Annotated in this window: 11 protein-coding genes; 2 read left to right on the forward strand and 9 right to left on the reverse strand. The window is 65.1% G+C overall.

What is annotated here, in order from left to right; translation table 11 throughout:
* Positions 1-423: 423 nt before the first annotated feature.
* Positions 424-1,326 (reverse strand): alcohol dehydrogenase catalytic domain-containing protein, encoded by a 903-nt coding sequence (locus tag GVV86_RS17305; RefSeq protein ID WP_159803508.1) that lies wholly within the window; start codon positions 1,324-1,326, stop codon positions 424-426.
* A gap of 162 nt (positions 1,327-1,488) precedes the next feature.
* Positions 1,489-1,845, reverse strand: a complete 357-nt coding sequence (locus GVV86_RS17310; protein WP_159619604.1) for a MerR family transcriptional regulator — start codon at positions 1,843-1,845, stop codon at positions 1,489-1,491.
* 82 nt (positions 1,846-1,927) lie between these two features.
* Between GVV86_RS17310 and GVV86_RS17315 the strand changes: the two genes are divergently transcribed.
* Together GVV86_RS17315 and GVV86_RS17320 are read left to right on the forward strand one after the other, a co-directional pair.
* The gene (locus GVV86_RS17315; RefSeq protein WP_159619606.1) at positions 1,928-3,028 is read left to right on the forward strand and encodes an alkene reductase; all 1,101 of its coding nucleotides are present in this window, start codon (positions 1,928-1,930) and stop codon (positions 3,026-3,028) included.
* A 195-nt stretch (positions 3,029-3,223) separates the two neighbouring features.
* A complete protein-coding gene (locus GVV86_RS17320; RefSeq protein WP_159803509.1) occupies positions 3,224-4,222 on the forward strand; it encodes a hypothetical protein in 999 nt (332 codons plus the stop codon).
* Positions 4,223-4,510: 288 nt separating this feature from the next.
* Here GVV86_RS17320 and GVV86_RS17325 read toward each other — a convergent pair whose 3' ends face one another.
* From GVV86_RS17325 to GVV86_RS17355, 7 genes are all read right to left on the reverse strand, one after another.
* Entirely contained in the window at positions 4,511-4,924 is a 414-nt protein-coding gene (locus GVV86_RS17325) for a VOC family protein (protein ID WP_159803510.1), read from the reverse strand.
* Positions 4,925-5,343: 419 nt separating this feature from the next.
* Positions 5,344-7,152 (reverse strand): APC family permease, encoded by a 1,809-nt coding sequence (locus GVV86_RS17330; protein ID WP_159803517.1) that lies wholly within the window; start codon positions 7,150-7,152, stop codon positions 5,344-5,346.
* A 209-nt stretch (positions 7,153-7,361) separates the two neighbouring features.
* The gene (locus GVV86_RS17335) at positions 7,362-8,036 is read right to left on the reverse strand and encodes a response regulator (protein WP_159619612.1); all 675 of its coding nucleotides are present in this window, start codon (positions 8,034-8,036) and stop codon (positions 7,362-7,364) included.
* Positions 8,033-9,505, reverse strand: a complete 1,473-nt coding sequence (locus tag GVV86_RS17340) for a sensor histidine kinase (protein ID WP_246670033.1) — start codon at positions 9,503-9,505, stop codon at positions 8,033-8,035. The genes GVV86_RS17335 and GVV86_RS17340 overlap by 4 nt, the downstream gene beginning before the upstream one ends.
* A gap of 164 nt (positions 9,506-9,669) precedes the next feature.
* Positions 9,670-10,560 (reverse strand): diacylglycerol/lipid kinase family protein, encoded by an 891-nt coding sequence (locus tag GVV86_RS17345; RefSeq protein WP_159803511.1) that lies wholly within the window; start codon positions 10,558-10,560, stop codon positions 9,670-9,672.
* A gap of 150 nt (positions 10,561-10,710) precedes the next feature.
* Positions 10,711-12,291, reverse strand: coding sequence for an alpha/beta fold hydrolase (locus GVV86_RS17350; protein WP_159803512.1), 1,581 nt, complete (start codon positions 12,289-12,291; stop codon positions 10,711-10,713).
* 245 nt (positions 12,292-12,536) lie between these two features.
* The coding region (locus GVV86_RS17355) for a fatty acid desaturase family protein (protein WP_201291504.1) at positions 12,537-12,881 on the reverse strand (345 nt) is incomplete at its 5' end.

The raw sequence follows: 12,881 nt of genomic DNA on the forward strand, positions 1-12,881 counted from the left end.
AGCTTGCTTTAGTGTTGGTTTGAGCGGTCCATGGCGATGTCCTCTGTCCAGGCGTCGTTCTTCAAGCCGGGGGACCTGACGACCTCCTCGGGGTAGGTCTGGACGTCGGTGTTTTGCGGTTATCGCCTCAAGGCGGAATCCACGGCGTTGACCACATGTACCGCAGCGGGCAAACGCCCGTCCTTCCGAGGAGAAGGACGGGCGCCCCGGTTGATTGACGAAGAACCAGACAGTGCCGGAAAGTGCCTTGATTTCCCCGGCGGAGAGTTCCAGTTCCGATGCCTTCGCGGAGTCCGACCTCGCTGGAACGGAACGCGGGAGACAACTGGTTCTGCACTGCGGCGAGTTTGCCGTCCAGGATCCCGTGGCACGTGCCACCTGCCCCCCCGGTATGGCTCTGGTCCCTGATGCTCTGAGTTGCTGTCAGGTCAGGGTGACGACGATCTTGCCGGCGCCGCCCTTGGAGAGCTCGTGTGCTTCCTGAATCGAGTCGAGGGGCAGGACGTGGTCGACTCGGGGGCTGTACAGGCCGAGCCGGCCGAGGTTGGCTGCGTGGTCGAGAAGGGAGGAGTCGTTCACGGCGTCCACTTTGCGGAGGCCCAGCCGTGCGGCTCCCTCTGCGTCGATGACGGTGATGACACGGGTGGTGTCTCCGACGATGTCCACCAGATCCGGCAGCGAGGCTGATGGCGCCGAATGCAAGGCGGCATCGATTCCCTCGGGTGCCAGTGCTTCGACCCGGTCGGCCAGGCCCGGCCCGTACGTGGTCGCTGCTACTCCGAGCTTCTCGAGGTACTCATGGTTTTCCGGCCGTGCAGTGCCGATCACGCGGGCACCGGCGGCCAGTGCGAACGCGGCAGCGGCGCTTCCCACCGCGCCCGAAGCACCCTCGATCAGAAACGTCTTGCCCGACAGGTCGCCGAGCGCGTTGAGCACCCCTGCAGCCGTGGCGGAGGCGAGCCCCGCGGCGGCCGCCTGTTCCACCGACCAGTTGGAAGGGACCTCACTCCAGGCCGTGAGCACCGCGAACTCCGCGGTGGTGTCACTCACGCCTCCAAGTCCGAAAACGAGGTCTCCGACTCGCGCGTTCGAGACTCCCTCTCCTACCTCGTCGATGACTCCAACGGCATCGCGTCCAGGTATCGCAGGCAGCCCAATGGGAAGCACCTCCTGTATGACACCAGAACGCAACAGGTAATCGATGGGATTGACGCTCACCGCCTGAACCTTGATCCGGACGGAACCCGCTGTGGCGTGGGGTTCGGTGGTTTCCTCGATGATCATCACGTCTGGGTTTCCGTACTCGTGATAGCGCACAGCCCGCATGGGGTCTCCTTGGCTTCCCGTGCAGGGCGTTTCCCTGCAGCATCGCCAGCCTAGGACCTGACGCTAACGTCAGGTGCAAACGCCTGCTGGGTGACCGGCCGATGCACTCGTCAAGGTGCGGTTGCGCAGCGGCGGACTGCCTGCCGTCGGGCAGCCCTGAGGCTAGACCGTCTCGAGTGAGCGGGCTTTCGAGGCCGTGATGAGTTCATCGAGACGTGCACTCGCGTCGTGCAGTTCTGCCATGCGATGCGCCAGCGCCTCGCGCTCGGACTGCAGCATCGCCTGCTGTTCCTTGGTGGTGCCGCCTGTATCGATGCAGGGCAACAATTCCGCGATGCGGCGGCTGCTCAACCCCGCTGCGTACAACGTCTGGAAAAACCTGACACGGTCCACCGCGCTGCTTTCGAACTCGCGCTGGCCGCCGGGCGTGCGCGTGCTCACCAGCAGTCCCTGCTCCTCGTAGTACCGCAGCGCCCGCACACTCACACCGGACTGCCGGGCCAGTTCACCAATGCGCATCGATGCTCCCTTCCTGCGGCGTTTCATTCAACGCCGCCATGGATTTGCACCTGACGTTAGCGTCAGGTTCTAGCCTCATTATATGACTTCTCTCTTCGATAATCTGCCCCTCGGCGAACTGCGCCTCCCGAACCGGATCGTCATGTCTCCCATGACGCGAGTACGTTCCGGTGTTGAGGGACTCGCCACGGCATCGATGGCAACCTACTATGCGCAGCGGGCGACCGCTGGACTGATCATCACCGAAGGCATCCAACCGAGCCTGGAAGGACAGTCGAATCCACTCACGCCGGGACTGTATAACGCCGCGCAGATTGACTCCTGGCGACAGGTCACATCAGCCGTGCACGTCAACGGCGGACGGATCTTCGCCCAGATCATGCACGCCGGCAGGATCAGTCACCCCGACACCACCGGCCACCAGGCTGTTGCGCCCTCGGCGGTTGCAGCCCGTGACGCATATGTCTTCACCCCCTCGGGCCCGCAGCTGGCGCCCGTGCCGCGCGCACTTGCGTCCAGTGAAATCCCCGCGGTCGCGGAGTCCTACGCGACGGCGGCGCGGGGGGCCCTGGAGGCAGGGTTCGACGGCGTTGAGCTGCACGGCGCAAACGGATATCTGATCGGGCAATTCCTGTCGAGCAACGCCAACCTCCGCACCGACCGCTACGGCGGAACGGTCACCGGGCGCATCCGCTTTGCCGTGGAAGCCGTGACCGCGACGGTCGATGCCATCGGGGCGGACCGCGTTGGGCTGCGGGTATCGCCCGGCGCAGGGATCTGGGACGTGAGCGAGTCGGAGATTCCCGAGTTGTACGGGGCACTGCTCGAAGAACTGGCCCCGCTTGGCCTGGCCTATCTCCACCTGGGAGCAAGCCCGGATGAAGACGTGATCCGCGGCCTGCGCCGGGCGTGGGAGGGCGCTCTCATCGTCAATCCGTCGAAGCCCGGCAGTGCCGTTCCCTCGACGCGCGAAGATGCTGACCGTTGGCTTCGTGAGGGCGCAGATCTGATCTCCTTCGGGCGGGCCTTCCTCGCCAACCCCGACCTTGTCGAACGCCTGCGCGCGGACCACCCTCTCGTCGTGGCCGATCTTGACACCTACTACCAAGGCGGCGACGAAGGCTACATCACCTACCAACCCTTCTCCCACGCACCATCCACCCTGCTCGCAGCAAAGGGCTAAGGAGACGCCCCCCGCCATGCGGACCGGAATGCCGTGGTTGTAAATCGATAGAACCTCCGGTCAGGCGGTTGCCTCCAACCGCGGTGACCGGGCCCATTGGCTCTTTGGCCGGGTCGCCCGCGGGTGCACCTCCGGATCGATCCGGTGGTGCTTGTCCACCGCAATTATCAGAAATCAGTGATCTAGGGAGTAATCATGAAGCCGTCAGTCCTCAATCACCGCGGCAAGAAGAGGTCTACCAAGCGCATGGTGCTGGCTGCGGCGGCCAGTGCATTGTCCGTAACCATCGCCTCGTCGGCCGCCGCTGCGGACCAGTCGGGTGAGCTCCGGTTCCCCAGTGAAATCACGCTGCCGAACGATGCCATCGCTGGCGACTTGGGGTATCAGCCAGAAGGGATAGCCGTCCGAGGAGCAACAGCCTATGTCGGCTCATTCGCCGACGGGACTGTCGTCACTGCGGACCTCCGGACGGGGCAATCCCGGGTACTGGTAGAAGCCGACGGTGACCCTGCTCTGGGTGTTGAAGTGACCGACCGGTTCGTTCTTGTGGCAGGCGCTCTGTCCGGTGAGATCCGCGTCTACGACCGCCGGTCCGGGCATGAGCTGGCGGTGTACAAGGTCACAGACCGCGGGCTGGTCAATGACATCACCGTCATTGCCGGAACGGCTTATTTCACGGACTCGCAGCGTGCTGTCCTCTACAGGCTTCCGCTCGACCGGGCAGAACTTGAAGCTCCGACGGAGATCCCGCTCGCTGGAGACTTCAAACTTGCTTCTCCCGGGCCTGGCGTATTCAACTCCAACGGGATTGTCGCTCAGGATGGGCACACGGTGATTGTCGCCCAGACCACCTCACCAGATGGTGCAGGCAGCGCCCTCTACGCCGTGGACGTCGCAACAGGTCACGCCACGCGCATCAACATCACCGGTGGTGCCATTCGCGGAGCTGACGGACTCGTGCTCAAAGGAAACATGCTTTCGGTTGTCCAGTACGACGCGAACAGCATTGCCCAGCTACGCCTGAGCACCAACGGCTCCGAAGCGGAATACCGCGGCACGGTCACCAACGATTCCGTGGCAGTGCCTACAACGGCGGACTACGGGCCGGGCGGCGCACTCTACAACGTCAACTCGCGCTTCGGCACACTGCCCAGCGACAGCGTCTCCTATGAAATCGTCCGCATCGGCAGGTGATTCATGAGTCAGGGTTCAGCAGTCCCCACATCAACGAGAACTCAGCGCTCGTTCCTGGCTACGGCCATGTTCGTCAGAAGGACCTGGCGGTGGGTTGGGGGAGTCCCAGCACCTTCGACGAGACTGTTTTAGCATCACGTCACACCAATGTGTGTTACGCAGAGTTCTCGACGGAAGAGGACGAAGGCCGCTGATGGGGTTGATGGGGAGCCGGGCCGGCGAGTATCAGGAACGCAGGTTCCAGGATGTGGGCGCAGATGACAAGTCCCAGCGGACGTCATTCTCGCCTCAGCTTACGAAGATACAGAACGGATGACCGGCCGGATCGGCGTAAACGTATAACGGCTCGTTCGGGTCGTCCGTACGATCGAAGCGGAGCTCTGCCCCTAATGCCAGCGCCCTGAAATGGTGATGCTCGAGGGTTTCCCGGTCAGGAACGGTCAGATCGAGATGCATCTGCATCGGCACATCAGGCAAGGGCCATGTCGTCCGCTTCAGGTGATCAACCTGCTGAAAAGCGAGCCTGCGGTTGCCCTTTCCATCAGTGAGCACGAGCCAATCGACGTCGTGAGGCATGTCCTCACCCTCGGGCTCATCTCCTGGCCGGTACTGGAGTCCGAGAAGTTGGCGGTAAAACTCTGCCAGTCCCCGCACATCAGTAGTGTCGAGAACCGTGTGAAGAATCTGAGGGAATCCGGTCATGGGCCGAGACTAACGATGATCAAGGTTCCCGAGCTAGCATCTGCCGCACGGTCAGCAGGCGCGCCGGAGTCAGCGAGGAACGATGGTCGATCGAGGAAGGGGCGTGGGCCAGGGCACCGACAACGTGCAGCTCTGCGGGCTGGTCCTGCAACCTCCAGGTCCGCGTGGCCCAGTAGAGGGTGCCGTCGACTGCAACCCGCGGCGGCGGTGGCCAAGACTGCCGAGGCGGGCCGGCCGGCGCGGCTTCATGGTGAGCTGATTGGAGCGAAGCCGCCGGACCATGTTCTGCCCGACAAACCCATTGATTGGGTCGAGGCGACCGCGAACGATGAGGAGTTCAGCCAAGGAAGCGTCTGCTGCGGCGGTCATCTCGGGTGGTAGGGCGGTTGTAGCCTCCGGCCCGCCTTCACCGCATTGGGTCAGCCTACGTGCACCCATGGTCTGCGGGACAGGTCCGGTTCGGCTTCGCGCAGGACTTCCCGGGTGACGGGGGCGATTTCGCCCTCGCCGAGGATCAGGAATTTGACGAGGTTCACCAGGGGACTGCCTTCGGTCCAGCGGAAGTAGACGTGGGGCATGAGCCCGGTGATGTCCCGGATGTGGAGCATCACGGCGGCGATGGTGTTGGGCACGTTCGAGCTGTGGACCTGGAGGATGCGGAATCCGTGGCGTCTCACCCCGCGCACCTGCAGATGTGTCTCAAACTCCGATGAATCATCGACGATCACCTCGATGAACAAGGGGTCGTCCGACGGGCTGAGGTGGCTGACGGTACAGGCGTGCTGGAATTTGCGGCGGTAGGCTGCGGCGTTGAGCCGCCGGGGTTCGTGGGCGATCAGCGAGATCTGCCCGGTGTCCTGTGCAGCCACGAAGGACAACGCCTCGTCATCGAGGGTGATCGTGGCGGCCCGCAGTTCAAACGCCCGACGCGCCCTCGACGCGAAGGACACCACGAGGATGCCGAGAATGAACAGGGCGGCGATGCCGGCGCCGTCGGGACGCTCCCAGACGTTGGTGAGCGTGGTCCAGATCAGGATGAGCGAGATCATCCCGAAGCCGAGGGCGGCCGACTGCCGGGCACGCCGGCGGGCGGACAACGTGACGGCCACTGCTGCGGAGGTGATCAGCACCAGTACCCCGGTGGCGTAGGCGCCGCTTTGGGCCTCGACGTCGGCCTTGAAGGCGATGGTGACCGCTGCAGCGATGAGGGTGAAGACCAGAACCATGGGCCGGACGGCCCGCGACCAGGCCGGGGCCATGCCGTAGCGGGGCAGGTACCGCGGTACGAGGTTGAGCAGCCCGGTCATGGCCGAAGCACCGGCGAACCAGAGGATCGCGATGGTGCTGGCATCATAGAGGGTCCCAAAGCCCTCGCCGAGGTACTTGTGCGCGAGGTAAGCCAGGGCGCGGCCGCTGGCCTCGCCGCCCTCCTCGAACTCCTCAGCGGGGATAAGCAGGGTCGTCACGAAACTCGAGGCGATCAGGAAGCCGCTCATGATGACGGCGGCCGAGGTGAGCAGTTTCTGCGCCCCGAGGATCCGTCCCTGCGGCCTGTCCGCTGTATCGCCCCGGGCACCTTTGATCTGCGGCATGACGACGACGCCGGTCTCGAATCCTGAGAGCCCGAGCGCGAGCCGTGGAAAGACCAGCAGTGCGACGGCGATCACCGCGAGCGGGTCGCTGTGCTGGGCGGTAAGGGCGGTCCACCAGTTACCGATCAGTTCGGGTTCCGCGGTGAGCTCCGCGGCGGCGGTCACCACGACCACGAGATTCAGGGCGAGGAAGGCGGTGACCAGGGCCACGGCAATGCCGATCGCCTCGTGGAACCCGCGGAGGAAGACGCCGGCGAGGAGAAGCAGGAACACCAGGGTCACGGCCACCTCCTGACCGTGCAACCATGACGGCGCGAAGGGGTTTTCAATCAGGTGGGCGGTGGCGTCGGCTGCGGAAAGGGTGATGGTGATGATGAAACTGGTGCCCGCGAACCCCAGAAGGGCGAGCACGAAAACCTTGCCTTTCCATTTGGGCAGCAGCTTCTCCAGCATCGCGATGGAGCCCTCGCCATTGGGGCTTTCCCGGGCCACCCGCTCGTAGACAGGCAGTGCACCGAACAGGGTGACGGCCACAAGGATGAGCGTGGCGACGGGAGCCAGCGCCCCCGCCGCAGCGGCGGCGATGGCCGGCTGGTACCCGAGGGTGGAGAAGTAGTCGACCCCGGTCAGGCACATGACCTTCCACCAGGGCTGCACGGTGGACCTGGGCCGGCGCGTGGGCCTGCGCTGGTTCTCGTCGTCGAGAAGCCAACTGCCGAACCGGCGGGCCCGGCGGGACTGGAGAACCTGATCTAGAGTTGCGCTCACGGGCTCGAATCTACGCCCGACCCGGCGCGGCAACCGGGCGTCTTGATGGTTCCTTAACGTTTTCATGGGGGGGGCGATCAGGGCTCGAACCGGTACCCCATTCCGCTCTCGGTGATGAAGTAGCGCGGACGAGTCGGGTCCGGTTCGAGCTTGCGACGCAGCTGGTTCAGATACACCCGCAGATACTGCACCTCCCGGGCGTAGGCCGGCCCCCAGACCTCCAGCAGGAGTTTCTGCTGTGCGACGAGTTGACCGGGATAACGCACCAGCAGCTCGACGATCCGCCATTCCGTGGGGGTCAGGCGCACCTGTTCGCCGCGGCGCTCGGCCTTTCTGCCGACAAGATCCAGGCGGAAATCGGCTGTCGTGACTACGGGTGTTCCCGGGGCTGCGGAGGAGCGTCGTTCAGCTGCGCGCAGGCGTGCCAGCAGCTCCTCGAGGCCGAATGGCTTGGTTACGTAGTCGTCGGCCCCGGCATCCAGCGCCTCGACTTTATCTTCCGGGCCGTGGCGTGCAGACAGCACGATAATTGGCACCTGGGTCCACACGCGCAGGCCGGCGATGACCTGCACCCCGTCCATGTCCGGAAGCCCCAGGTCAAGCAGCACCAGGTCCGGGCGGTGCTCGGAGGCCGCCGCAAGCGCGGATGCGCCGTCGACGGCGGTCACCGGGTGGTAGCCGTGGGTGCGCAGATTGATCTGCAGCGCACGCAGCAGTTGCGCTTCGTCTTCAACCACCAGGACCGTGGTCACAACCGCACCCCCGTCGAAAGCGGGAGCCGGATGATCATGGTCAGGCCGCCGCCCGGTGCCGGTTCGGCAAGCAGTTCTCCGCCCATCACTTCGGTGAAGCCGCGGGCGACCGCGAGCCCCAGCCCAACACCGGAGGTGCCGGCGTCGTCGAGGCGCTGGAAGGGTTGAAACATGCGCACCATTCCGTCGGCTCCGACTCCGCGGCCGTGGTCGCGGATGCGCAGTTCGCCCGCCGGGAAGCCCTTGACCGTTCCGGAGACCGCAGACGTAACCACGATGTCGGTGCTGCCGGCGTGCTTCTGAGCGTTCTCGGCGATATTGGCGACGACCCGCTCGAGCATGCCGAAGTCCGCCTCCACCGGGGGAGTGTTCGGCTTGAGCAGAATCCGTACATTCTCCGACGGCATCCCCCGCAGGGCGGCGCCCACCACGTCCAGCCAGTGCACGGGCCCCAGATGCGCGGTCGCTGCATCGCCGCTCAGCCGTGACATGTCGAGCAAATTATCAATCAGTGAAGCCAACCGGTCCGATGAGGCCTCGATGGTGCCAAGCAGTTCGTCCTCCTCCTCGGGGGGAAAGTCGATGCCGGGCTGCCGCAGGCTGGTGACCGCGAGTTTGATCCCGGCGAGTGGTGTGCGCAGGTCGTGGGAGACCGCCCGCAGGATCGCGGTGCGCATAATGTTTCCCTCGGCCAGCCGGCGGTTTTCCTCGGTGCTGGCGAGCAGCTGCTGGCGTTGACGCAGCGCGGCCAGCTGGGATCCGAAGGCGACCAGCAGCCGATGTTCCCGGGTCGTCAGCGCCCTGCCATACAGGACCAGCTTCAGGCCTCCGGGAACACGGATTGCGGCATCGCCTTCGCCGGTTGCCCAGTGCCCGGGCGGATCACCGCCGTTCGAAGCAGCCGACGTGCCGTCCACGGCGAGGAATTTCCAGATGGCGGCCTCGGTGGTGCGCGCATCGTCGTCCCCCTCATCCCGCGCAAGCAAGGCGGCCCCAGCCATGCCGAAATGGGTGCGGACATGGTGGAGGAAACCCTGCAGCGTGTCCTCCGCGGCCAGCACGCCCCGGGCAAGTTCACCCAGCGTCGCGGCATCCGCCGAAGCGACGGCGGCCTCGCGGGAACGACGGGCGGCGAGTCCGACGACCAAGGACACCGAGACCGCAACGGCCACGAAAATCAGAAGGGTGAGCAGGTTCTCGGCGTCAGCGATCTCCAGGGAACCGAACGGTTCCGTCGAGAAGTAGTTGAGGATCAGGCTGCTCCACAGCGCGCCCACCAGCGCCGGCCACAGCCCGCCGACCAGCGCCACCGCCACCACTCCGGCGACCTGCAGCAGGACATCGGCGGCAAGGAAATCGCGGCCCGCCACGAAGGTACCCCACTCCAACAGCGGCGGGAGCGCCAGTGCCAAAGCAAATCCGACGAGGGTGCGCACACGGCCAAGTTCCGGTGCCGCTAATGGTGCCATCCCGTAATCCTCGCAGGTCATCTGCGCTTCGGACCTCTTCGAACGCCCATCCGGGTCGACCTTCATCGCGCCAAGGCCCACGGGTCTTCCCAGCAGGGGAACGCTACCCCGTACTGGTGGCGCTCACCGCGGAGGTCCTGGTCGGAGCGGTCCCTTGGGGGTGATCAGCCGAGAATGGACAGGGCCCGCGGGATGCTGTCGATCGTGATGTCGGTGCTGGTTTCCACGGATTTCACTTCACCGTCGATCTGGTACGGCATGGGTTTGAGGGTCGAGAACCGGTACTGGGTGTAGCTGGGCTGGTCGCCGAGTCCCTTCGTCGTGGCGCGCAGGGCTGTAAGTAGGATCCTCCACTTGGCCATGTGGGGGAAGATGATGACCTCGAACTTTCCGTCCGCCGGGTGGTCGTCGGCTTCGCTGAGGGTGGCGTACTTGGCCATCTGGGAGATGTTCGCGAACACGAGGCTGTCGAATTTCCGGCGTTTTCCGTCGCTTTGCCGGATTTCGAAGGGTTTGAACTTTGAGAAGGTGCGGACGACGGAGAACATTTCCTTAAGAGCGCCCTTGCTGCCTTTTTCCAGGTCGATTGCCATGACCGGGGTGAGCCCGAACCCGATATACGAGTGCGCGTACACCGGGGCCGTGTCGGCCCGGTCTATGCTGATGCGCAACAGGTCGATCCGACGGACATGTCCCTCAAGAATGGCCTCGGCCAGCGGCTTGCGGCCGGTGACGCGGCTGTGGTCGTTCGCGTTGCCCGCGGCCAGGACTGCGCACACGGCGTCATCGCTTCTGCTGGCCATGACGCCGTTGACGACCTCGTTATAGCCGCCGTCGCCGCTGACGGACACGATGAGGGCGTTGGGCGCCGACGCTGCCATCCGCGCCAGCTCCACTGCGTGGCCAGCGTGTTCGGTGGGCTGGAGCCGGACATCTGTTTCGGGCAGCGCTGGCACCAGATCGTCTCGGAGTTCCCCGGCAAGCTTGGGTGCGTCCCCGGTGCTGTTCGGGTTGAAAATGATGGTGATTGTGTCGAACTTGTGTGGTGTGTTCATGGGTCTACCTTTGGTTGTTCGCTGGGCGTCATTGGAGTACCGCGGTGCCGTCTCCCCGTATCGTAGGGGAGCTTCTACCGACGGCAGCAGGGTGAGGTCTTGTCGGTGCGGCAGTTGCGGTCCTGGGCGTGGAGTCCTGGGCATGGAGTCCTAGGCGGCTTCAGGTTCATCGAGGCGGTCCGCGGCGTCGGCGAGAAAAGTCATAATCCGCTCGGCGACAGTTCCGGCTGCGCTGTGGTGCACGCCGTGGAAGGCACCCTCAACCTCCACCAGTTCCCCGTCTTTGGCGGCCTCTGCCAGCGCGCTGGACCATGCGGATCCGGCGACAAGATCGCGGGCGCCGCGCATGAGAAGAACCGGCTGCTCCACCAAGGGAAGTTGCTCCTCGAGGGGATATTTCATGGCCACTGCTAGCTCGGCGAAATACCAGCGCGGGCCGCAGCGCAGCACGTCGGTGAACTGGATGGCATTCAACGACCGCTTCTCCAGCGCGTTATTCACTGCAAGGGTCAGTGCCTGCTGGGGGACGGTGCGCCGGTTTGCGTCAACGGCCGCACCGATCAGGACCAGCTGCGATACCAGTCCTGGGCGCTTGAGGGCCAGTTCGGTAGCGCTCTGGACCCCCATGGAATGCCCGATCACCACGCAGGAAGATACCCCCATTTCGTCCAAGAGATCCCCTATGATTTCGGCTTTCGCGGCGTTGGGCATTCTAGCCGTTGGAGTTCGAGTCCGTCCGGCACCGGGCAGATCGAGCAGGATCACCCGTCCGTGGGTTGACAGCTGGTCCCCGAGGCGTTTGAGGTATCGGTGGGACATGCCGATGCCGTGGATGAGCACAAATGCGGGAACCGTTAGCTCATTCGCCCCCGCCTCGGCGGTGGCGTCCGCCGCGGGCCGGTGCGCGATCAGGTGAGCCCGGGCCTGCCGGTCTCCGGCGGTGAGGCTTATCTGCCACGGTGTGTGCACCGACCCGGCCTGGGCGCGTACCGCGTACTGCAGGGCGGTCACCCGCCGGGGGGAGGGGAGGCCGTCGGAGGGCGGAGTGTTCAAGGCAGAGGCGCGAGGGTGTTCTTCAACGAACCGGACGATGGCTGCGCCAACGGCCGCAGCGCCTGCCCGGTGTGCAGCGTGGGCTTGTCCCGGAATCTCCACGAGGCGACCTTGCCGGGAGGCATCGGCGAGCCGGGCACACCAGTCCCGTCGAGCGATCGGGTCGCGGGTGCCCCGGATGACCAGGACGGGTCGGGTCACCAGGGGAAGCCGCTGGTCAAGACGATACTCAAGCATGATGGGCAGTTCGGCAAAGTACCACGGCAGTCCGCACTGTGCGTAAGCGCCGGCGGCAAGCAGTGTGGTCATAGGGCGTTCCAGCACCATGTCCAGGCCTAGAGACAGGGTGTGCGAGAACGCCGGCGCGCGAACCGGGTCCGTGACGGGTCCGATGAGTACCACCCGGGCGGCCAGATCGGGGCGCCGCACGGCGAGTTCGGTGACGAACTGGGCGCCCATGGAGTGACCGATGAGGGTGCAGGAGCTCAGCTGCGCGGCATCCATGGCCTCGGCGATGACGTCCGCGTAGTCCCCGACACTGAGTGTGCGGCCCGGCTTGGGTGTGCCTCCAAAGCCGGGAAGATCCAGCACATGGGTCTCCCCAATGGCGCCAAGTTCCTCCTTGAGCCGGCCGAAGTAGCGGTGGGACATACCCAGGCCGTGGATCAGGACGAACACGGGCGCCCCTGGGACCGGTATTGCCAGACGGGAGGAATGTATGCGGTACGCCGCTGCGGCGTTGTCCCGGCCGAACGGTGCAGTGGCTGCAGGAGCCGCAGGACCGGGAGCAGGGCTGTGGTGGGTTGTGGACATCCGGTGCCGAAGAGCGGTGCGGAGCCGCGTGAAACTGACCCGTTTTGGGCTGCGGTGTCGGACGCGTCGGACGCGTTGGTCGGAGGTGGCGGGCCTGGGTGCGGTGGGGTTCATGGGCGGCGGTATTTGTTGACCATGGGGCAGTCGAAGGGGTCGCGGGCGGCGAGGCCGACCCGGTTGAGGTAGGTGACCACGGCGGCGTAGGAGGCGCCGACGCCGACTTCGGTGTAGGGGACCTTGAGGCGTTCGCAGTGCTCGCGGACGATCTCGGCGGCGCGGCGCAGGTGCGGGCGGGGCATGTCCGGGAAGAGGTGGTGTTCGATCTGGAAGTTCAGCCCGCCGAAGGCGTTGTTGATGAAGGATCCGCCGCGGATGTTGCGTGAGGTCAGGACCTGCTTTTGGAAGAAGTCGAGTTTGCTGTCCTCGGGCACGACCGGCATGCCCTTGTGGTTCGG

Origin of the sequence: Arthrobacter zhaoguopingii (assembly GCF_009828595.1) — a bacterium.
In the GTDB taxonomy this organism is placed as follows: Bacteria; Actinomycetota; Actinomycetes; order Actinomycetales; family Micrococcaceae; genus Arthrobacter_D; species Arthrobacter_D zhaoguopingii.

Bases quoted from the DNA above. Each gene is read 5' to 3' on its own strand.
- GVV86_RS17305 (WP_159803508.1), bottom strand. From the start codon at position 1,326: ATGCGGGCTGTGCGCTATCACGAGTACGGAAACCCAGACGTGATGATC.
- GVV86_RS17310 (WP_159619604.1), bottom strand. From the start codon at position 1,845: ATGCGCATTGGTGAACTGGCCCGGCAGTCCGGTGTGAGTGTGCGGGCG.
- GVV86_RS17315 (WP_159619606.1), top strand. From the start codon at position 1,928: ATGACTTCTCTCTTCGATAATCTGCCCCTCGGCGAACTGCGCCTCCCG.
- GVV86_RS17320 (WP_159803509.1), top strand. From the start codon at position 3,224: ATGAAGCCGTCAGTCCTCAATCACCGCGGCAAGAAGAGGTCTACCAAG.
- GVV86_RS17325 (WP_159803510.1), bottom strand. From the start codon at position 4,924: ATGACCGGATTCCCTCAGATTCTTCACACGGTTCTCGACACTACTGAT.
- GVV86_RS17330 (WP_159803517.1), bottom strand. From the start codon at position 7,152: ATGTGCCTGACCGGGGTCGACTACTTCTCCACCCTCGGGTACCAGCCG.
- GVV86_RS17340 (WP_246670033.1), bottom strand. From the start codon at position 9,505: ATGGCACCATTAGCGGCACCGGAACTTGGCCGTGTGCGCACCCTCGTC.
- GVV86_RS17345 (WP_159803511.1), bottom strand. From the start codon at position 10,560: ATGAACACACCACACAAGTTCGACACAATCACCATCATTTTCAACCCG.